We start from the raw sequence: 18,797 nt of genomic DNA on the forward strand, positions 1-18,797 counted from the left end.
GGCTCGTCGAGACGACTCCGGCCAGCGAGGACACCGAGACGGTGATGCTGCCGTCGCCCTGGAGCTTCTGGTGCACGAAGTAGAAGCTGTCGTTGCAGTGGACTGGGCGGGGCGGCTCAGTGGGCTCCGGTGCCGGTCAGGGACCGTACCTCCAGCTCCGCGTACTTGCCGGTGTCCGGCTCCTCCTTGGAGAGGATCGTGCCGAGCCAGCCCAGCAGGAAGCCGACGGGGATGGAGATGATGCCGGGGTTCTCCAGGGCGAACCAGTGGAAGTCGACGTGGGGGAACATCGACGTCTCCTTGCCGGAGACGACCGGCGAGAACAGGACCAGGCCGACCGCGGAGACCAGGCCGCCGTAGATCGACCAGAGGGCGCCCGGGGTGGTGAACCGCTTCCAGAAGAGGCTGTAGAGGATCGTCGGGAGGTTGGCGGAGGCGGCGACCGCGAAGGCGAGGGCGACCAGGCCGGCGACGTTCAGGTCGCGGGCGAGGGCGCCGAGGACGATGGAGACGGCGCCGATGCCGACCGTGGCGTACCGGGCGGCGGCCATCTCCTGCTTCTCCGTGGCCTGGCCCCGCTTGATGACGTTCGCGTAGATGTCGTGGGCGAACGAGGAGGACGAGGCCAGGGTCAGGCCGGCGACGACCGCGAGGATCGTGGCGAAGGCGACCGCCGAGATGGTGGCCAGGAGGATGGCGCCCCAGTTGGAGTCGACTCCGCCCAGATGCAGCGCCAGGAGTGGGGCCGCCGTGTTGCCCGCCTTGTTGGAGGCGATGATCTCGTCGGGTTTGATCAGTGCGGCGGCGCCGAAGCCGAGGGCCAGGGTCATCAGGTAGAAGGCGCCGATCAGGCCGATGGCCCAGATGACCGACTTACGGGCGGCCTTGGCGGTGGGCACCGTGTAGAAGCGGATCAGGATGTGCGGCAGGCCCGCGGTGCCGAGGACGAGGGCGAGGCCCAGGGAGATGAAGTCCAGCTTGGTGGTGCCGGTGGCGCCGTACTTGAGGCCGGGGTTCAGGAAGGCGGAGCCCTTGCCGCTGTTGGAGGCGGCCTTGCCGAGCAGGTCGGAGACGTTGAAGTTGAACTTCAGCAGCACCAGGAAGGTCAGCAGCAGGGCGCCGGCGATGAGCAGGCAGGCCTTGACCATCTGGACCCAGGTGGTGCCCTTCATGCCGCCGATGGTGACGTACACGATCATCAGGACACCGACCAGGGCGACGATGCCGATCTTGCCCGCGTCGGTGGTGATGCCGAGGAGCAGGGAGACCAGGACGCCCGCGCCGGCCATCTGGGCCAGCAGGTAGAAGATCGACACCACGATGGTGGAGGTGCCGGCCGCCGTACGGACCGGGCGCTGGCGCATGCGGTACGCGAGGACATCGCCCATGGTGTAGCGGCCCGAGTTGCGCAGCGGTTCGGCCACCAGGAGCAGGGCGACCAGCCAGGCGACCAGGAAGCCGATGGAGTACAGGAAGCCGTCGTAGCCGAAGAGGGCGATGGCGCCCGCGATGCCGAGGAAGGACGCGGCGGACATGTAGTCGCCGGAGACGGCGAGGCCGTTCTGGAAGGCGGTGAACTGGCGGCCGCCCGCGTAGAAGTCGGCGGCGCTCTTCGTCTGGCGGCCCGCCCAGACGGTGATGACGAGCGTCGCGGCCACGAAGATCGCGAACAGGGTGATGATCAGCGGCCGGTGCTGGCTCGCCTCGCCTGCGGCCAGGGTGATCGTGGGGCTCATGCGCCGCCCTCCATCCGGGACTTGATGGCCGCACCCTTGGGGTCGAGCTTCGCGGCGGAGTACCGCGCGTACCACCAGGCGATGAGGAACGTGGTGAGGAACTGGGCGAGGCCCAGGACCAGGGCGACGTTGATGTTGCCGACGACCTTGGTGTCCATGAAGTCGCCCGCGTAGTTGCACAGCAGCACGTACAGCAGGTACCAGACGATGAAGGCGACGGTCACCGGGAAGGCGAAGGAGCGGTGGGCGTGGCGCAGTTCGGCGAACTCCGCGCTCTCCTGGACCTGTTCGAACTCCTCGGTACTGGGGAGTTGGCGTTCGGCTTTCGAGGGGGGTGGTGTCTCGGTGGCCACGGTGTCTCCTCGCGTTACGGACCTGCGGGTTGGTCGGGCTCGGCGCTTCCTGCCCAAGGGCACGGCGCCGCGCGTCGACCGGTTCAACTCCTTTGACTTCTTTCGGTAGTCGTCTTTGGGAAATCATTGCTGGCCAGCCGCCGCGGGAGATAGCTTCAGGTCTGCACCACTCGTCATGTACCTGCCCGAGCGCCCAACCACGTCTCGGGCCGTTTCGTTTCCGGATGATGTGGAGATCCCATGGCTCATCTGCGCTCCAGACGCCGGCTCGCCCTCGCCGTACCGGTCGTGCTGTCGCTGACCGCCTCGCTCGGTTTCCTCCCGTCGGCGGCCTCGGCGGTTCCGATCGCGGAGACCACGGCACAGACCGCCGACGCGCCCAACCTTGCGTATGTGGTCAACACTCGGCTGGACCACCACACGATCAACTCGGTCAAGAAGGCGATCAATGCGGCCGGCGGCACCATCGTGGTGACGTACGAGAAGATCGGTGTGATCGTCGTCCACTCGGCGAACCCCGACTTCGGCGCGCGGATCCGCGCGGTGCGCGGGGTCCAGTCGGCGGGTGCCACCCGTACGGCGCCGCTGAGCCTCGCCTCGACGACCGACGAGGGTGCGGTGCAGTACCTCTCCAAGGACCAGGCCGCGAAGACGGCGAAGGCCTCCGCCGCCGCCGGTGACAGCGAGCCGCTCGAAGCCGACCAGTGGGACCTGCCCGCGATCGGTGCCGACAAGGCCGCGAAGATCGACCCGGGCAGCAAGAGCGTGACGGTCGCCGTCATCGACGTCGGCGTCGACGACACCCACCCGGACATCGCCCCGAACTTCTCCGCCTCGCAGTCCGCGAACTGCGTGGGCGGCAAGGCGGACACGACGTACGGCTCCTGGCGTCCCGTGGACTCCGCCCACTACCACGGCACGCATGTCGCGGGTGAGATCGCCGCCGCCCGCAACGGCATCGGTGTGGCGGGGGTCGCGCCGGGTGTGAAGGTCGCCGGGATCACGGTGGCCGAGCCGGACTCGACCCAGCTGTTCTACCCGGAGAGCGTGGTCTGCGCGTTCGTGTTCGCCGCGGATCACGGCGTGGAGATCACCAACAACAGCTACTACGTTGATCCTTGGCTGTACAACTGCCTGGACGACCCCGATCAACGTGCCATCGTCGACGCGGTCAACAGGGCCCAGTTGTACGCACAGAGCAAGGGCACGCTCAATGTCGCGGCGGCCGGCAACTCCAACGACGACCTCGACTCCGACGCCCTGGTCGACGACTCCAGCCCCGACGACTCGACCGCGACGACCCGGACGGTCGACCCGCACGAGTGCTTCGACGTACCGACCCAGTTGCCGGGCGTCGTCACGGTGAGCTCGGTCGGCGTCACGAAGGCCAAGTCGTACTTCTCCAGCTACGGCCAGGGCGTGATCGATGTGTCGGCGCCGGGCGGAGACGCCCGGCAGATCCCGGACACCCCGTCGAAGAACGGCCGCATCCTGTCCACGCTGCCGAACAACACGTACGGCTATCTCCAGGGCACCTCGATGGCGACCCCGCACGTCGCCGCCGTGGCCGCGCTGCTCAAGTCGACGCACCCGCACGCCGGTCCGGCCCAGTTGCAGGCGCTGCTGAAGGCCGAGGCGGACAACCCGGGCTGCCCGACCACCCCGTACGACACCAACGGCGACGGCATCGTGGACGCGACCTGTGTCGGCGGCAAGCGCGTCAACGGCTTCTACGGGTTCGGCATCGTCAACGCCTTGCGGGCGGTGAAGTAGCCGGCACCTCACCTGCTCACGGGCCGGGCGGATCTCCGCCCGGCCCGTTCGTGTCCGTACGGCCATCCATACCCGCATTGTCTGTATTGATTGAATCAATACTGCATAGTTCAGTCATGACTGACATCAAGGTGGCATGGGCCGCCATGGGCGGCGATCCCGCTCTGGTCTCACGTGTCTCGACCGTCGCACGTCAGGGGGCGCTCGAAGCGCGGCTTCCCGTACGGGAGTTGGCGCGAGCCTGTGTGGGAGCGTGCGCGCTGGCCGCCGCCGAGTTGGGGGCGCGGCGGGTCGGACTGACGGAGGTGCCCGGGGTGCGGGTGGACGACGGGGCCGTCGCCACGGCGTTCGTCAGTGAGCGGCATCTGTTGATCGACGGGCGGGCCCCAGTCAGCTTCGCACCGCTGTCACGGTTCTGGCGGACGGCCGACGGCTGGGTCCGCACCCACGCGAACTATCCGCACCACCGGGCGCGACTGCTGGACGCGTTCAAGCTGCCCGGGGACGCGTCGGTGGAGGACGTGGCCGAGGTGCTCGCCGAGCGGTCCACACTGGAGATCGAGGACACGGTGTACGGCGCCGGGGGTCTCGCGGTCGCGCTGCGGACGGCGGAGGAGTGGGCCGCGCACGCGCAGGGGGCTGCGGTGGCCGGACGGCCGCTCGTCGAACGCGAGTGGCTCGACACCGCACGCGCGCGCGTGCTCCCGCCGCTCGGCGGCGACCCGTTGCTGCCCGCCGCAGGGCTGCGCGTGCTCGACCTGACCCGTGTCATCGCGGGTCCGATCGCCACGCGGACGCTCGCGCTGCTGGGCGCGGACGTGCTGCGCGTGGACGCCCCCCAGTTGCCCGAGGACCCCGACGCCCACGCGGACACCGGTTTCGGGAAGCGGTCGACCCGGCTGGACCTCGGCCTGCCGGCCGACCGGCGGACCTTCGAGGAGTTGCTCGCGCGGGCGGACGTGGTCGTCACCGGGTACCGGCCGGGCGCCCTGGACCGGTTCGGGCTCTCCCCCGAGGCGCTGGTCGACCGTAGGCCCGGGCTGATCGTGGCTCAGTTGTCGGCGTGGGGTGCGTACGGGCCGTGGGGCGACCGGCGCGGGTTCGACAGCCTGGTCCAGGTCGCCACCGGCATCGCGGCGATCGAGGGGTCACCGGAACAGCCCGGCGCGCTGCCCGCGCAGGCCCTCGATCACGGGACCGGTTACCTGCTGGCGGGCGCGGTGCTGCGGGCGCTGACGGAACAGGCGGAGCAGGGTCACAGCATCGCCCTGAGGTTGGCGCTCGCGCGGACCGCGGCCTGGCTGACGGCGGACGGGGGCGAGCGGGGAGGGGTGGCGGCCGGAGGGGCGTTTGTCGGCGGCCCGGCGGCAAACGGGCAGGGCCCGGCGACCCACGATCAGGTCGGAGCGAGGGACGACCTCGGCGGGACCACGCATGCGAGCGGACCGGCGGCACAGGGGCGCCACGGGGCGGCGTACGAACAAGGCCCGCCGGCGCACGAGCACGGCACGACGGCGTCTGCGAGCGGACCGGCGGCACGCCGGCAGGACGGGTCGGCCTACGAGCAAGGCCATGCGGCGCGCGAGCACGGCGGAGCCACGTACGAGAAGAGCGGGACGGCGTACAACCGGCCCGATGCCTGGTTGGTCGAGACGGACAGTGGTGTCGGGCGGCTGCGGCATGCGCTGTCGCCGGTCTCGTTCGTCGGTGGGCCCGTGAACTGGGCGCGTCCGCCGGGGTGTTGGGGCACGGACCCGGCTCGTTGGGCTTGATCCGGGGGCCGGGCGGAAACGTACTTATGAGCGGAATGCCGTTCCGCCAGTTGTTTTGTTGCACTTGCCCGGTTCTGTGACGGCTGGTGAAGATCTTGGGGTGACCTTGATACGACCGACTGTCGAAGCGGCCGACACGAGCGGCTCCGGGCGGCGCCCCGGTACGCGTCGGGCCGTCGCCGTACTGGCCCTGGTGGTGCTCGCCGCGCTGATCCCGCTGCTCGGCCCGTCCGCCGCGCTGCACGACACCGGGGAGGCCGCCGCGCCCGGTGTCGGCGGCATCGCGCTGCTGCGGGCGGTGTTGTTCGGCGCGCTGTGCGTCCCCCTGGGCGAGCTGTTCGTGAACCGGCTCGCGCGTACCGTGCCCGGCGCTCCCCCGAACGGCCCCCGCAGCTGGGCCCTGTACGCGACCGGTGCCGGTTTCGTCGCCGCGCTGGGGCTCGCGTCGGTCGTGGCGACGGGCAACCTGGTGCCGCACAGCCTCGCCCAAATGGACGTTGGCGGCCTCTACCAGTCCCGGGACGGCAAGTTGGCGCTCCTGGAGGTCAACGCGTTCGCCGTGGCGGGCCTGTGCGCCCGGTCGCGCAGGCCCGGCCTCCAGGTGTGGCCCCTCGCGGCCGTGGTCGTCGCGGAGGCGCTGCGCGTGCACCCGGCGAGCGAGCACAGCCCCCTGGTCGGCTCCGAGCTGACCCTGGTGCACCTGACGTGTGCGGCGCTGTGGGTGGGCGGTCTGCTGCACGTACTGCGGACGTTGTGGCAATGGCGCGGTGCCGAGGCGGGGGCCGCGCTGTTGGGGCTCTACGCGCGCGTGGCGGTCGCACTGCTCGCCGCGATCACGGCCACCGGAGTGTGGAGTTCACTGCGCCGGATGCCGGCCGGCACGATCCTGGACCAGCTGACGACGACGGCGTACGGGCGCACCCTGCTCGCGAAGGTGATCCTCGTCGCCGCCGTCGCCGTCCTCGCGTTGTTGGCGCGGTCCCGGCTGCGGCGGGCCACCGATCCGCTGACCGCCTGCTCACCCGCGCGGGCGGAGGTCGTCGCCCTGGGGGTGGTGGTCCTGGTCTCCGGACTGTTGACGGCATTGCCGGTGCCGATCCGCTGGCATTGATGGACCAGTCACTCAATCAGTCAATGCCTGCCATCAATAGTTGATCAACCGTTCGTGACCATGACCTTCAGGGCCGTGCGCTCGTCCATCGCCTTGTAGCCGTCGGGCACGCCCTCCAGGCCGACCGTCAGGTCGAAGACGGGCGACGGGTCGATCGTGCCGTCCAGGATGTCGGGCAGCAGCTCAGGGATGTACGCGCGGACCGGTGCGACCCCGCCGCGCAGCGCGATGTTCCGGTCGAACATGACCCCGAGGTCGAGGCCGGTGCCGCTGCCGTGCGGTACGCCGACGAAGCCGATCGCGCCGCCGTCGCGTGCGATGTCGACGGCCGTCCGCATGGACTGCTCGGTGCCGACGGCCTCGACGACGGCGTGCGCGCCCTGGCCGCTGGTGAGTTCGCGGACGGCCGCGACGGCGTCCTCGCCGCGTGCGGCGACGACGTCGGTGGCGCCGAAGCGGCGCGCGATGTCCGTACGGGTCTCGTGGCGGCCGAGCGCGATGATCCGCTCGGCGCCGAGGCGCTTGGCGGCGAGCACGGCGCACAGGCCGACCGCTCCGTCGCCCACGACGGCGACGGTGGCGCCCTTGCGGACGCCCGCGCCGAGGGCCGCGTGGTGGCCGGTGCCCATGACGTCGGACAGGGTCAGCAGCGCGGACAGCAGGTGGTCGTCGGAGGCCGCCTCCTTCGGCAGCCGTACGAGGGTGCCGTCGGCGAAGGGCACGCGTACCGCCTCGCCCTGGCCGCCGTCGTAGCCCACGGCGCCCCAGAAGCCGCCGTGCACGCAGGACGTGGTGAGGCCCTCACGGCAGTAGTCGCAGACGCCGTCGGACCATACGAAGGGCGCGACCACGAGGTCGCCGGTCCTGACGCCGTTCACCTCGGAGCCGGTCTCCTCCACGATCCCGAGGAACTCGTGCCCGATGCGCTGTCCCGGCTGCCGGGCCGACTCGCCGCGGTACGCCCACAGGTCGCTGCCGCAGATGCAGGCGCGCAGCACCCGGACCACGGCGTCGGTGGGCAGCTGCACCAAGGGATCGGGCACGTCCTCCACGCGCATGTCGAACGGGGCGTGGATGGTGGTGGCGCGCATGAGGGTCCTTCTCGTCGCGGGTGTGCTGGTGCGGTGCGCTCAGGGGGTGGTCGAGCGCACTTCACGGTACGCCGCCGCCGGTGCGCGGCGCTCGGCGAGGGTGCCGAGCACGCCCTGGACCAGCAGGAACTGTGCGGCGACGTACGTCAGCATGATCCAGAAGTCGGGCCTGGGCGGCTGCGGCCAGTCGGCGACCCCGGTCGCGATGAGGGTGTCGGAGACCATGAAGAGCGCCCCGCCGAGCCCGGCGACGAGGCCGAGCAGGGTGGCCGCGGCGCACGCCATGGCCGTGAGGAGGGCGCTGTAGCCGGCCACGGGGACGCGCAGGTTCGCCGGGAGGTCCGGCCACAGCAGCGTGACGGTGACGGCCAGGGCGGCGACGTACCCGACGGCGAGGAGACCGGCACGCGCGCGTGGAGCACTTTTCAGGCCGCCGTACGTCGTGAAGAGGGCGAGGTAGCAGAGATGGCCCGCCGCGAAGCAGGCCATGCCGGCGAGGAAGGCGGGGTCGGCGTCGGAGAGCAGCAGGGTGTCGCCGCCCCAGCCGAGGAGGAGCGCGGCGACGAGGAGCCGGGGCGCGCCGCGCAGGGCGGCGTACGCGGCGAGGAGCGGCATCAGGAGGGGCTTGGTGACGGTGTGGGCGGGGTCGTGGCCGACGGCGAGCGCGAGCAGGTCCACGAGGGCGGCCAGTCCGAAGACTGCCAGGAGTGCGCGAGAGGCGACCGGATGTTCGGGACGCGGGTTCACGCGGCCGCGGTCTCCTCGGCGGCCGGAACGCTCCGCTCCGGGACGGGCACCGGTTGCCAGCCCGGTCCCCGGAACACGCGCCCCGCGCGCTCGCGCCAACTGGTCGCCGCCTTCAGGTCCTTGGCGATGGCGACGTACTCATGGGTGGCGACCTTGATCGGGTTGAACGTGTTGATGTTCTTGGTCAACCCGTAGACGGGTCGCTCAACCTCCGGGACGAACGAGCCGAAGAGCCGGTCCCAGACGATGAGGATGCCGCCGAAGTTGCGGTCCAAGTAGCCGCCCTGGGAGGCGTGGTGGACCCGGTGGTGTGACGGCGTGTTGAAGACGAACTCGAACCAGCGGGGCATCCGGTCGATCCGCTCGGTGTGGATCCAGAACTGGTAGACGAGGTTCGCCGAGGAGCAGAAGGCCAGCGCGGCGGGATGCACGCCAAGGGCGATGAGCGGGACGTAGAACGGCCACACCGTGAGGGTCGTCCAGGGCTGGCGCAGGGCCGTGGTGAGGTTGAACCTGCGGCTGGAGTGGTGGACGACGTGGCAGGCCCACAGGATGCGGATGACGTGGTGGCCGCGGTGGGACCAGTAGTAGAAGAAGTCCTGCCCGAGCAGCATCAGCGGGATCGTCCACCACAGGACGGGCACGCGCAGCGGGGTGAGTTCGTAGATCGCCGTGTAGATCGCGACGATCGGGATCTTCCAGAGGAAGTCGAAGACGAGGCTGCCGAGCCCCATGCCGACGCTCGTGACGGCGTCCTTCGTCTCGTAGCCCGCCGCGTCCTCGTCGGGATGGACGCGCACGCTGATCATCTCGATCACGGTGAGCAGCACGAAGGCGGGTATCGACCAGAGCACGGCATCGGGCAGGTTCGGCATGGATGAACCGTAAAACCGCGAATCGGCTGCGGCTAGACGTTGTTACCCACAAGTATTACCGGGGGTACGCGCTTGCTTGTTGGCGATCTCCGCCAATGGGTCCGCTGTGCCCGAACGGTGTGGGTCACTACACCCCGGCCGCCCCCAGCAACGCCCCCGCGGCATAGGTGACCCCCATCGCCAGCGCCCCGCCCGCCACATTCCGCAGCATCGCCCGCCTCGTGTCCGCCGTCCCGAGCCGTGCGCTGCTCCAGCCCGTCAGGACCAGCGCGGCCAGGGACGACACCACGGTGACGCCGAGCCGCCAGTCGGCCGGGGGCAGGACGATCGCCAGCAGCGGCAGCAGCGCACCGGCCGTGAAGGACAGAAAGCTCGCCCAGGCCGCGTGCCAGGGGTTGGTGAGGTCGTCGGGGTCGATGTTGAGCTCCACGCGCGCGTGGGCGCGCAGCGCGTCGCGTGCCGTGAGCTGGGCCGCCGCCTCCATGGCCACGTCCCGGGTCAGGCCGCGGTCCTGGAGGAGTTCGGTCAACTCCTCCAGTTCCGCCTCCGGTTGCTCCGTCAGCTCGCGCTTCTCCATGGCCAGAGCGGCCCTCTCCGAGTCGCGCTGCGTCGAGACGGACACGTACTCCCCCGCCGCCATCGACATGGAGCCGGCGAGGAGACCCGCGAGGCCGGCCGTCAGCAGCGCCGAGTGGTCGTCCGTGGCACCGGCCACGCCGACGACCAGACCGGCGGTGGACACGATGCCGTCGTTGGCCCCCAGTACCGCAGCCCGCAGCCAGTTCAACCGCGAGCCCAGCGTGCCGTCGTGGGCCTCGTCATGGGTCTCGTCGTTGGTCGGTTCCGTCACACCGCGAAGGATCCCACCCCCGGCCTCACCACACCCGTACCGACGCTCCCCGCGCGAACACCGGGCTCGTCGCGCCCGCCGGCGGTTCGGCGAGCGGCTCCGCGATCTCGGTCACCGTGGGACCGACCTTCGCCGCGATCGGGTCCAGGGCGTCGAGGTCGAAGCCGTACACGCGGGCCGCGTTGCCGCCGATCATGGCGGCGACCTCGTCGCGCGGCACGCGCGCGTAGGCGAAGCGCAGGCCCTCCCTGGAGTAGGGGTACGTCCCCTCGTCATGCGGGTAGTCGCTGCCCCACATGATCTTCTCGATGCCGATGCGCTCACGCAGGGGCACCTCATGGGGGCGCATGAAACTGGCGCCCACGAAGCAGTTGTCGCGCCAGACCTCCGACGGACCCTTGCCCATCGAAGCGGCCAGGCCCGCGCCGAACTTGGACTCCGCGGTGGACGCCTTCGCCGCAGCCGCCACCATGCGCCCGTGGTAGTAGTCCAGCATGTCGAGCACCCCGGGTATCCAGCCGGAACCCTGCTCGGTCAGGACCAGTTTCAGGTCCGGGTGACGGCGGAAGGCGCCGCCGAAGATCAGGTGCCACAGGGCGCGGTGCGAGAACCAGGTCGTCTCGACCATGTACACCGCGCGGGCGGCCGGTTCGTCACCGAGGGGCGGGGACGCCGAGCCCGCGTGGTGGTTGACGGGCACGCCGAGTTCCGCGCAGACGGCCCAGATCGGGTCGTACGTCGACGAGTACAGCTCCGGCAGTCCCGAGCCAGGCGGGGTGCCGGGCAGCAGCAGGCCGCCCCGGAGTCCCGCCGAGACCCCCCACCGGATCTCCTGGACGGCCTCCTGGACGTCGTTGAGGAGGATCTGGAAGACACCCGCCCGCCGGCCCGGCGCGGCCGCGCAGAAATCCGCCAGCCAGCGGTTGTGGGCGCGCAGGCCGGCCCAGCGGCGCCGGAACTCCTCGGCCGTGGGCGCGGGTGCCATCAGGGAGCCGGACGGGAAGAACGGCGGGATGGTGTTCGGGAAGACGACCTCGGCGACGATCCCGTCCTCCTCCAGCTCCGCGATCCGCCGCTCGGAGTTCCAGTTCTTGTCGGCCGTGTCGGCGAGCAGGTCCGCGTACGGGTTGACGTACGTCGCCGCCCACGCGTCGAACTCGTCGTGGTACCGCTTCTCCAAGTAGGGCCTGTAGTCCAGGAGATCGGCGCCCGCGTGGCAGTCGGCGGAGACGACCGTGTACCGGTCCGCGCCGTCGGAACCCACGGAATCCATGGAGCCCGTGGCGCTCATGGCGTCGCCCCCAGGACCGGGAAGTCGTGGTCGGTCAGCCAGTGGCGGCCGACCTCGCGCGAGCGCGCCCAGGAGGCCGTCACGGCCGTCTGGTCGTCCTGCTGGCCGAGTTCGGCGGGGGGCGGGCCGATCCGGCGGGCCAGCGGGGTCAGCGCCGCCACGTCGAAGCCGAACGCGTCGGCCGCCGCCAGGCCCAGCATGCGGCGGGTCTCGTCCACCGGGATGTCGTGGAAGGTGCGGCGCAGCCACGCGCGCGTGTCGGGCCAGGTGCCCTCGGGGTGCGGGAAGTCGCTGCCCCAGAGGATGTTGTCGACGCCGATCTCGTACCGCTGGGCCAGTTCACGGCGCTTGGTGTTGGTGGCGCAGATGAAGACCTGGCGGTCGAGGTACTCGTGCGGCGGCCGTTTCAGCTCCGCGAACGGCGACAGCTTCTTGCCGCCGTGGGCGCCCAGGTAGAGGCGGTCCATGAACCAGAGCTGGTTCGGCAGCCACCAGCAACCCGACTCCGCCACACCGAACTTGAGGCCCGGGTGGCGTTCGAAGACCCCGGACCAGAGCAGGAACCAGAGCGGCCGGGCGGGCCACCAGGTCACCTCGCTGACATAGATGCCCAGATGGTCGCCGTACTCGTGGCGGGGCGCGGCCCCGGAGTGCGTGAGCACGGGCATCGAGCACTCGGCGGCAGCCGCCCACACAGGGTCGTAACGGCGGTCGTGGTAGGGCTCCTTGTCGACCCACATGGAGGGGATCATCAGGGCGCCGAGGCCGGACTCCTTGGCGCGGTGGATCTCCGCGACGACCTTCTCCGTAGGGGCCGTCACAGGCAACAGGGCCACTCCGCAGTGCCGTTCGGGGTTCTCGGAGACGAAGTCGGCGAGCCAGCGGTTGTGCGCCTGCGCGCCCGCCATGCCCAACTCCGGGTCCTGGTCCCCGGAGAGGCCGAGACCGACTCCGAAGGGCGCGGCCGTCCGGCTGTCCACGGCGTCGGCGTCCGGGAAGACCACCTCGGCGGCCACCCCGTCCCCGTCCAACTCCTTGAGGCGCTGCGCGGTGTCCCAACCCCCGCGCAGGCCCTCCTCGTTGTCCTGGAACCACTTGGCCGCGAACGCCTCGTTGCGGATGCCGAGCCGGGTCATCTCCTCGCGGCGCCGGTCGCGTCCGGCGAGGAACTCGTCGAAGTCCCGGTGGAACCGGGCGTCCAGATAGGGCCGGTACTCCTCGGTGGGCAGCCCGGCGTGGCAGTCGGAGGAGATGATCAGGTACGGCTCCTGGTCGGTCACAACAGCCCCCTCAGTCCAGGATGAAGTTTTCGAGGTACGACGGGTTCGTCCGGTCGAGCATCGAGCCCGCCCTTGCCCGGATCTGGGCGTCGCTGTGCTCGCTCTCGGGCAGCAGCCAGAAGCGGTCCGCGCGGATGCCGTCCACGACGAGGTCGGCGACCTCCTCGACGGGCGTGAACTCGACGTCCCTGCCCGCCTCCTTCATCGCGGTCTCCCACTGGTCGAGGCTGCGGTAAGGGGTCCTACGGGGGCGCTCTTTCGCGTACCGGTCGGGCCGGTTGCGGTGCGACTCCCACAGACCCGTGCGCAGCATGTGCGGCCCCGGGAACAGCACCGAGGCGCCCACACGCGCGTGCTCCGCCCTCAGATGGGCGTACAGGGACTCGGTCATCGTCACGACGGCCGCCTTGGTGACGGCGTACACGGAGGCGGTGGGCAGCGGGGCGATACCGCCGTCCCCGGAGGACGTGTTGACGACATGACCGGGTTGACCCGACGTGATCATCCTCGGCACGAACGCCTGGATGCCGTGGAAGACGCCCCACACGTTGACGGCGAACGCCCACTGCCAGTCGTTCGGTTCGTGCTCCCACATCCGGCCCTCGGCACCCGAGCCGACCCCGGCGTTGTTGCACAGGACATGGACGGCGCCGTACGTCTCGTAGGCCGACTCGGCGAGATCCAGGACCTGTTGGCGTACGCCGACGTCGACCACGCGCGCGTGCACGTCGGCACCGTCGGCGCGCAGATCGGAGGCGGCCTTGTCGAGGGCGCCCTCCTCGACGTCGGCGAGTACCACCTTGAGCCCGTCGGCGGCGAACCGCCGTGCCATCGCGAGCCCGATCCCGCTCGCGGCCCCGGTGACGACGGCGACCTGACCCTCCCTCAACTCCATCAGGCACTCCCCTCGGGCGGTCCGTCGTGGATCTGCTGCGGATCGTCGTAGCGCTGGTGGATGTACGGCAACAGGGCCTGCGCGTCGACCCGTTCGACGACCTTGCCGCGCTGGTCGCTGGTCTTCTCGCCGATGGTGATGTCGACGAGGGTGCGCACGGGGAGGTCGGCGACCGGGTCGTACACGGACTCGCGCAGGACGACGTCTCCGGTGACGCGCTCCAGTCGGCGGACCTTCTCGTTGCGCAGGCAGTGCACGAGCACCGGGTCGGCGTCGAAGCCCGAACCGTCCACCGCGGGAAGGAACTTGAAGTAGAAGTCGGTCTTCTGCGTCGGCCCGGGGAGGGGCAGTTCCTCGCTGATCGCGCCGCGGACCTCGACGAAGGCGATGCCGTGCCGGGCGAGGGACGCGTGCACGACGAGGCCCACGCGCTCGACGGTCACCTCGCCGAGTTTCTTGGGCTCCCCGAAGACCTCACGGCCGCCGGTGAGGGCCCGTTCGTGGGTCATCGGCATCACCAGGGGGTACCAGCCCTCGACGCCGTCGTGCGCGGCGGCGACCGCGAACGAGCCCGCGCCCAGGGGGTATCCGGTCAGCTCGACCTTGCTGATGTTCACCCGGACCAGGGGCCGCCCGGTGGGCTTGAGGGGCGGCGGGAGGACCGCCGCGACCGCGTCCGGGTCGCTCTCCCAGACGGCCACCACACCGGTGGACCAGATGTCGGGGAGCTGGGAGCTCGCTGTGCGTGCGGCGGCGATCTCCGCCTCGGTCCGTGCGCCGTACCGTACGCGTGCCATACGCCGTACCGCCCTTCGTAGGCCGTCATCCGTCAGGCGGGCAGCACGCTTGCACCGGGCGGGCAAAAGGTCCATAGCCACGCGCACGCGCATTCGGCGGACCCGAACGGGCGGGCGGGGCAGGCCACCTGAGGGACAGGACTGTCAGTGGTGGCCCGTATCCTCAGTGACCATGCTCGAAGACCACTCGCCCGCAGTGTCCGCCGCCACTCCGTGGCCGGCCGCGTATCCCCAGGGGTACGCGGTAGTTGACGTGGAGACCACCGGCCTGGCCCGGGACGACCGGATAATCTCCGCGGCCGTCTACCGTCTGGACGCGCTCGGCGAGGTCGAGGACCACTGGTACACGATGGTCAACCCGCAGCGCGATCCCGGCCCCGTGTGGATCCACGGTCTGACGACTGACGTCCTGGAGGGCGCGCCCCTCTTCAAGGACATCGCCGAGGAGTTCGCGACCCGCCTGGAGGGCCGGGTCCTGGTCGCGCACAACGCGGTCTTCGACTGGCAGATGATCGCGCGGGAGTACGCGCGCGTGCAGATCGACCCCCCGGTCCGTCAGCGGCTGTGCACCATCGCCCTGTCGAAGGAGCTGAGTCTGCCGCTGCCCAACCACAAACTGGAGTCCCTGGCCGCGCACTTCGGTGTCGTCCAGCAGCGCGCGCACCACGCGCTGGACGACGCGCGCGTGCTCGCCGAGGCGTTCCGGCCGAGCCTGCGCGCGGCGGCCCAGGGCGGCGTACGGCTGCCGCTGCACGAGTGCCGGCCGCTGACCGAGTGGACGGACCGGCCCGCGCCCCGGATCGGGCAGCAGGCCGGGGGCTACGGCGGCTTCGGGGCGGGGAGTTGGCGTCCCGCGCGCAAGCGGCCCGCGTGCCCCTACCCCAACCCGGGACGCTTCGAGGACGGCAGGCCGCTCAAGCAGGGGATGCGGATCGCGTTCTCCGGGGACACGTCCATCGAGCGCGAGCTGCTGGAGGACCGGGCCGTGGAGGCGGGCCTGCATGTCGCGACGAGCCTGTCCCGGCTGACCAGCCTGCTCGTCACGAACGACCCGGACTCGGGCACCTCGAAGGTGGTCAAGGCGCGGCAGTTCGGCACCCCTGTGGTGGACGAGGCGGCGTTCGGACAGCTGCTGCGGGATGTCGAGGCGGCGGACTGACGGCGCCCTGGTGACCGTACGGACGGGTGATTGTCGTACGACTCGCCCCGCGCGCGCTCGCCCGTGCCGGGTGGACGGCTCACCCTGTGGCGCATGGCGAGATGTGAAGTGTGCGGCAATGACTACGGCATGAGTTTCGAGGTGCACGCGCAGGGCGCGGTGCACGTCTTCGACTGCTTCTCCTGCGCGATCCACCGCATGGCCCCCATCTGCGAGCACTGCCGGGTGCAGATCATCGGCCAGGGCGTGGAGGTCGAGGGCCACTGGTTCTGCGGCGGCCACTGCGCGCGGGCGGAGGGGCAGGTGGGGATCGTCGACAAGGTGTGAGCCACCGGCCATCCGGAAGCCGTGTCCGACATCCCTTCCGGTACCCGCCTGAATGCACCCCACGACCGAGTTGTACGGTCGTGGGGTGTACCGCTTCCTGATGTCCCGGCAGTGGGTGATCCTCGCGTTGATCACCCTTCTCCTGATCCCCACGATGATCAGGCTGGGCATCTGGCAGATGCACCGCTACGAGATGCGCAGCGCCCGGAACCAGTTGGTGACGAACGCGCTGCACGCCGAGCCGGTGCCCGTGGAGCGGATCAGCACCCCGGGGCACGCGGTGTCCCGTACCGAGAGATACCGCACCGTCACCGCGACGGGCACCTTCGAGACCTCCAAGGAAGTCGTCGTCCGGCGTCGTACCAATGACGACGACGAGGTCGGCTTCCATGTGCTCACCCCGTTCGTGCTGACGGACGGCAAGGTGGTGCTGGTCAACCGCGGCTGGATCCCGGCGAACGGCGCGCAGACCGCGTTCCCGAAGATCCCCGCGCCGCCGAGCGGCAGGACGACCGTCACGGGGCGTCTGATGGCCGACGAGACGACCGCGGCGAGCGGCATCAAGGACATCAAGGGCCTGCCCGACCGGCAGATCATGTTGATCAACAGCGAGGAACAGGCGAAGCGGCTCAACGCCCAGGTACTCGGCGGCTATGTCGAGCAGACCGCGCCCGAGGCGAAGGGCGACACGCCGCAGCAGATCTCCGACCCGGGCCAGGAAGACGCCCCGCTGAACTACGCGTACATGATCCAGTGGTGGCTGTTCGCCGCGGCCGTCCCGGTCGGCTACGTCGTCCTGGCGCGCCGCGAGGCCCGCGACCGCCGGGAGGCGGCGGCCAAGGAAGTAGAGACGGCGGAGGCCGAGCCCGCGACCGTGTGAGACAGCCCGCACTTCACCCGCCCGGCCCCGAACCTTGATTGCCCCGCCGGTAGGGAGGGAACCCGCACCCCGTGCACCCACGTATCGAGGACTACGCCCTCATCGGCGACGAACAGACCGCGGCCCTGGTCGGCATGGACGGCTCGGTCGACTGGCTGTGCCTGCCACGCTTCGACTCGGCCGCCTGCTTCGCCAGACTGCTCGGCGACGAGGACAACGGCCACTGGCGCATCGCCCCCAAGGGCGCCGACCGCTGCACCCGCCGCGCCTACCGCCCCGACACCCTGGTCCTGGACACGGAGTGGGAGACCGACGAGGGCACGATCCGCGTCACCGACCTGATGCCCCAGCGCCACCGCGCCCCCGACGTCGTACGCATCGTGGAGGGCATCAGCGGCAAGGTCACCGTCCACAGCAGGCTCCGCCTGCGCTTCGACTACGGCGCGGTCGTGCCGTGGATGCGCCGGTCCGACGGGCATCGCGTGGCGGTCGCGGGCCCCGACTCGGTGTGGCTGCGCAGCGAGCCGGAGGTGCGCACCTGGGGCGAGGACTTCAGCACGCTCTCGGAGTTCACGGTCGAGGCCGGCGAGAAGGTCGCCTTCGTCCTCACCTGGCACCCCTCGCACGAGCCCCGCCCTCCGCTCGTCGACCCGTACAAGTCGCTGCGCACCAGCGTCAGGGACTGGAAGCACTGGGCGGCCCGCTGCCGCTACGACGGCCCCTACCGGGACGCGGTCGTACGGTCCCTGATCACCCTCAAGGCCCTCACCTACCGGCCGACCGGTGGCATCGTCGCCGCGGCCACCACCTCGCTGCCCGAGGAGATGGGCGGCGTCCGCAACTGGGACTACCGCTACTGCTGGCTGCGCGACTCCACCCTCACCCTCGGCGCGCTCCTCTCGGCGGGCTATCACAAGGAGGCCGAGGCCTGGCGCGACTGGCTGCTGCGCGCGGTCGCGGGCGACCCGGCGGACCTGCAGATCATGTACGGCGTGGCGGGCGAGCGACGGCTCCCCGAGTTTGAACTGCCGCACCTCTCCGGCTTCGCCGGTTCGGCGCCCGTCCGGATCGGCAACGACGCCGTCAACCAGCTCCAACTCGACGTGTACGGCGAGGTCATGGACTCCCTGTGGCTGGCCCGGCGCGCGGGCCTGTCGCCCAAGCCGCACATGTGGTCCCTCCAGGGCGTCCTCCTGGAGTGGCTGCGCGAGCAGTGGCGGCAGCCGGACGAGGGCCTGTGGGAGGTGCGCGGCGGGCGCCGGCACTTCGTGCACTCCAAGGTCATGGTGTGGGTGGCCGCCGACCGGGCCGTCCGCACCCTGGAGGAGTACTCCGACCTGTCCGGGGACCTGGCGGGCTGGCGCGAGCTGCGGGACGAGGTGCACCGGGACGTGTGCGAGAACGGCTTCGACCCGGTGCGCAACACGTTCACGCAGTACTACGGCTCGCAGGAACTCGACGCCGCCCTGCTGCTCATCCCGCGCTTCGGCTTCCTGCCGCCGGACGATCCGCGGGTCGTCGGCACGGTCGACGCGGTCCGCGAGGCCCTGGGCCACGACGGCTTCGTACGCCGCTACGACACCGCCGCCGACACCCCCGTGGACGGGCTGCCCGGCGACGAGGGCGCCTTCCTCGCGTGCTCCTTCTGGCTCGTGGACGCGCTGCAGATGACGGGCCGCAGGAAGGAGGCCCGGGTGCTGTTCGAGCGGCTGGTGGGCCTCGCGAACGACGTGGGGCTGCTCGCGGAGGAGTACGACCCCGTGGCAGGCCGTCAGCTGGGCAACTTCCCGCAGGCGTTCAGCCACATCGGCCTGGTGAACACCGCCCTCGCCCTGTTCGGGGACGAGGAGGCAGGATAGG

17 protein-coding genes are annotated in these 18,797 nt (G+C 70.8%); 7 read left to right on the forward strand and 10 right to left on the reverse strand.

Going from position 1 to position 18,797, the window contains the following annotated elements:
* Nucleotides 1-116 precede the first annotated feature (116 nt).
* Nucleotides 117-1,736, reverse strand: a complete 1,620-nt coding sequence (locus tag ACFWP5_RS36710) for a cation acetate symporter (RefSeq protein ID WP_384166869.1) — start codon at nucleotides 1,734-1,736, stop codon at nucleotides 117-119.
* Nucleotides 1,733-2,089 carry a DUF485 domain-containing protein gene (locus ACFWP5_RS36715; RefSeq protein WP_384166872.1) on the reverse strand — a complete coding sequence of 119 codons (357 nt, stop codon included), beginning with the start codon at nucleotides 2,087-2,089 and terminating at the stop codon, nucleotides 1,733-1,735. The genes ACFWP5_RS36710 and ACFWP5_RS36715 overlap by 4 nt, the downstream gene beginning before the upstream one ends.
* 240 nt (nucleotides 2,090-2,329) lie before the next feature.
* On the opposite strand from ACFWP5_RS36715, the gene ACFWP5_RS36720 reads away from it, so the two are divergent.
* From ACFWP5_RS36720 to ACFWP5_RS36730, 3 genes are all read left to right on the forward strand, one after another.
* Complete coding sequence (locus ACFWP5_RS36720) at nucleotides 2,330-3,862, forward strand: S8 family serine peptidase (protein WP_384166874.1); 1,533 nt, start codon at nucleotides 2,330-2,332, stop codon at nucleotides 3,860-3,862.
* A gap of 116 nt (nucleotides 3,863-3,978) precedes the next feature.
* Nucleotides 3,979-5,634, forward strand: coding sequence for a CoA transferase (locus ACFWP5_RS36725; protein ID WP_384166876.1), 1,656 nt, complete (start codon nucleotides 3,979-3,981; stop codon nucleotides 5,632-5,634).
* Between the two features lie 100 nt (nucleotides 5,635-5,734).
* On the forward strand, nucleotides 5,735-6,745 hold the full coding sequence (locus tag ACFWP5_RS36730) for a CopD family protein (RefSeq protein WP_384166878.1): 1,011 nt from the start codon (nucleotides 5,735-5,737) through the stop codon (nucleotides 6,743-6,745).
* 44 nt (nucleotides 6,746-6,789) lie between these two features.
* Here the strand turns inward: ACFWP5_RS36730 and ACFWP5_RS36735 are convergent, their stop codons facing one another.
* The 8 genes from ACFWP5_RS36735 to ACFWP5_RS36770 form a co-directional block, all read right to left on the reverse strand.
* Nucleotides 6,790-7,836: a zinc-dependent alcohol dehydrogenase family protein gene (locus ACFWP5_RS36735; RefSeq protein WP_384166880.1), complete on the reverse strand. Its 1,047-nt coding sequence runs from the start codon at nucleotides 7,834-7,836 to the stop codon at nucleotides 6,790-6,792.
* 39 nt (nucleotides 7,837-7,875) lie between these two features.
* The gene (locus ACFWP5_RS36740) at nucleotides 7,876-8,583 is read right to left on the reverse strand and encodes a lysoplasmalogenase (RefSeq protein WP_384166882.1); all 708 of its coding nucleotides are present in this window, start codon (nucleotides 8,581-8,583) and stop codon (nucleotides 7,876-7,878) included.
* A complete protein-coding gene (locus tag ACFWP5_RS36745; protein WP_384166884.1) occupies nucleotides 8,580-9,458 on the reverse strand; it encodes a sterol desaturase family protein in 879 nt (292 codons plus the stop codon). The genes ACFWP5_RS36740 and ACFWP5_RS36745 overlap by 4 nt, the downstream gene beginning before the upstream one ends.
* A 127-nt stretch (nucleotides 9,459-9,585) precedes the next feature.
* Nucleotides 9,586-10,308: a VIT family protein gene (locus ACFWP5_RS36750; RefSeq protein ID WP_384166887.1), complete on the reverse strand. Its 723-nt coding sequence runs from the start codon at nucleotides 10,306-10,308 to the stop codon at nucleotides 9,586-9,588.
* Nucleotides 10,309-10,333: 25 nt separating this feature from the next.
* Nucleotides 10,334-11,599, reverse strand: coding sequence for an amidohydrolase family protein (locus ACFWP5_RS36755; RefSeq protein ID WP_384166890.1), 1,266 nt, complete (start codon nucleotides 11,597-11,599; stop codon nucleotides 10,334-10,336).
* The gene (locus ACFWP5_RS36760) at nucleotides 11,596-12,879 is read right to left on the reverse strand and encodes an amidohydrolase family protein (protein ID WP_384166893.1); all 1,284 of its coding nucleotides are present in this window, start codon (nucleotides 12,877-12,879) and stop codon (nucleotides 11,596-11,598) included. Before ACFWP5_RS36760 ends, ACFWP5_RS36755 begins: the two co-directional genes overlap by 4 nt.
* Nucleotides 12,880-12,889: 10 nt before the next feature.
* Entirely contained in the window at nucleotides 12,890-13,774 is an 885-nt protein-coding gene (locus ACFWP5_RS36765) for an SDR family NAD(P)-dependent oxidoreductase (RefSeq protein ID WP_384166896.1), read from the reverse strand.
* Nucleotides 13,774-14,571, reverse strand: coding sequence for an acetoacetate decarboxylase family protein (locus ACFWP5_RS36770; RefSeq protein ID WP_384166899.1), 798 nt, complete (start codon nucleotides 14,569-14,571; stop codon nucleotides 13,774-13,776). Before ACFWP5_RS36770 ends, ACFWP5_RS36765 begins: the two co-directional genes overlap by 1 nt.
* A 172-nt stretch (nucleotides 14,572-14,743) precedes the next feature.
* Here ACFWP5_RS36770 and ACFWP5_RS36775 point away from each other — a divergent pair, with 172 nt between their 5' ends.
* The 4 genes from ACFWP5_RS36775 to ACFWP5_RS36790 all read left to right on the forward strand — a co-directional run bounded on the left by ACFWP5_RS36775 (nucleotide 14,744) and on the right by ACFWP5_RS36790 (nucleotide 18,796).
* Nucleotides 14,744-15,730 carry a DEDDh family exonuclease gene (locus ACFWP5_RS36775; RefSeq protein ID WP_384166902.1) on the forward strand — a complete coding sequence of 329 codons (987 nt, stop codon included), beginning with the start codon at nucleotides 14,744-14,746 and terminating at the stop codon, nucleotides 15,728-15,730.
* A gap of 93 nt (nucleotides 15,731-15,823) precedes the next feature.
* On the forward strand, nucleotides 15,824-16,057 hold the full coding sequence (locus tag ACFWP5_RS36780) for a hypothetical protein (protein ID WP_384166905.1): 234 nt from the start codon (nucleotides 15,824-15,826) through the stop codon (nucleotides 16,055-16,057).
* 85 nt (nucleotides 16,058-16,142) lie between these two features.
* Nucleotides 16,143-16,937: an SURF1 family protein gene (locus tag ACFWP5_RS36785; protein WP_384166908.1), complete on the forward strand. Its 795-nt coding sequence runs from the start codon at nucleotides 16,143-16,145 to the stop codon at nucleotides 16,935-16,937.
* 71 nt (nucleotides 16,938-17,008) lie between these two features.
* The gene (locus ACFWP5_RS36790; RefSeq protein ID WP_384166911.1) at nucleotides 17,009-18,796 is read left to right on the forward strand and encodes a glycoside hydrolase family 15 protein; all 1,788 of its coding nucleotides are present in this window, start codon (nucleotides 17,009-17,011) and stop codon (nucleotides 18,794-18,796) included.
* Nucleotide 18,797 lies beyond the last annotated feature (1 nt).

Origin of the sequence: Streptomyces sp. NPDC058469 (assembly GCF_042721125.1) — a bacterium.
Classification (GTDB): domain Bacteria; phylum Actinomycetota; class Actinomycetes; order Streptomycetales; family Streptomycetaceae; genus Streptomyces.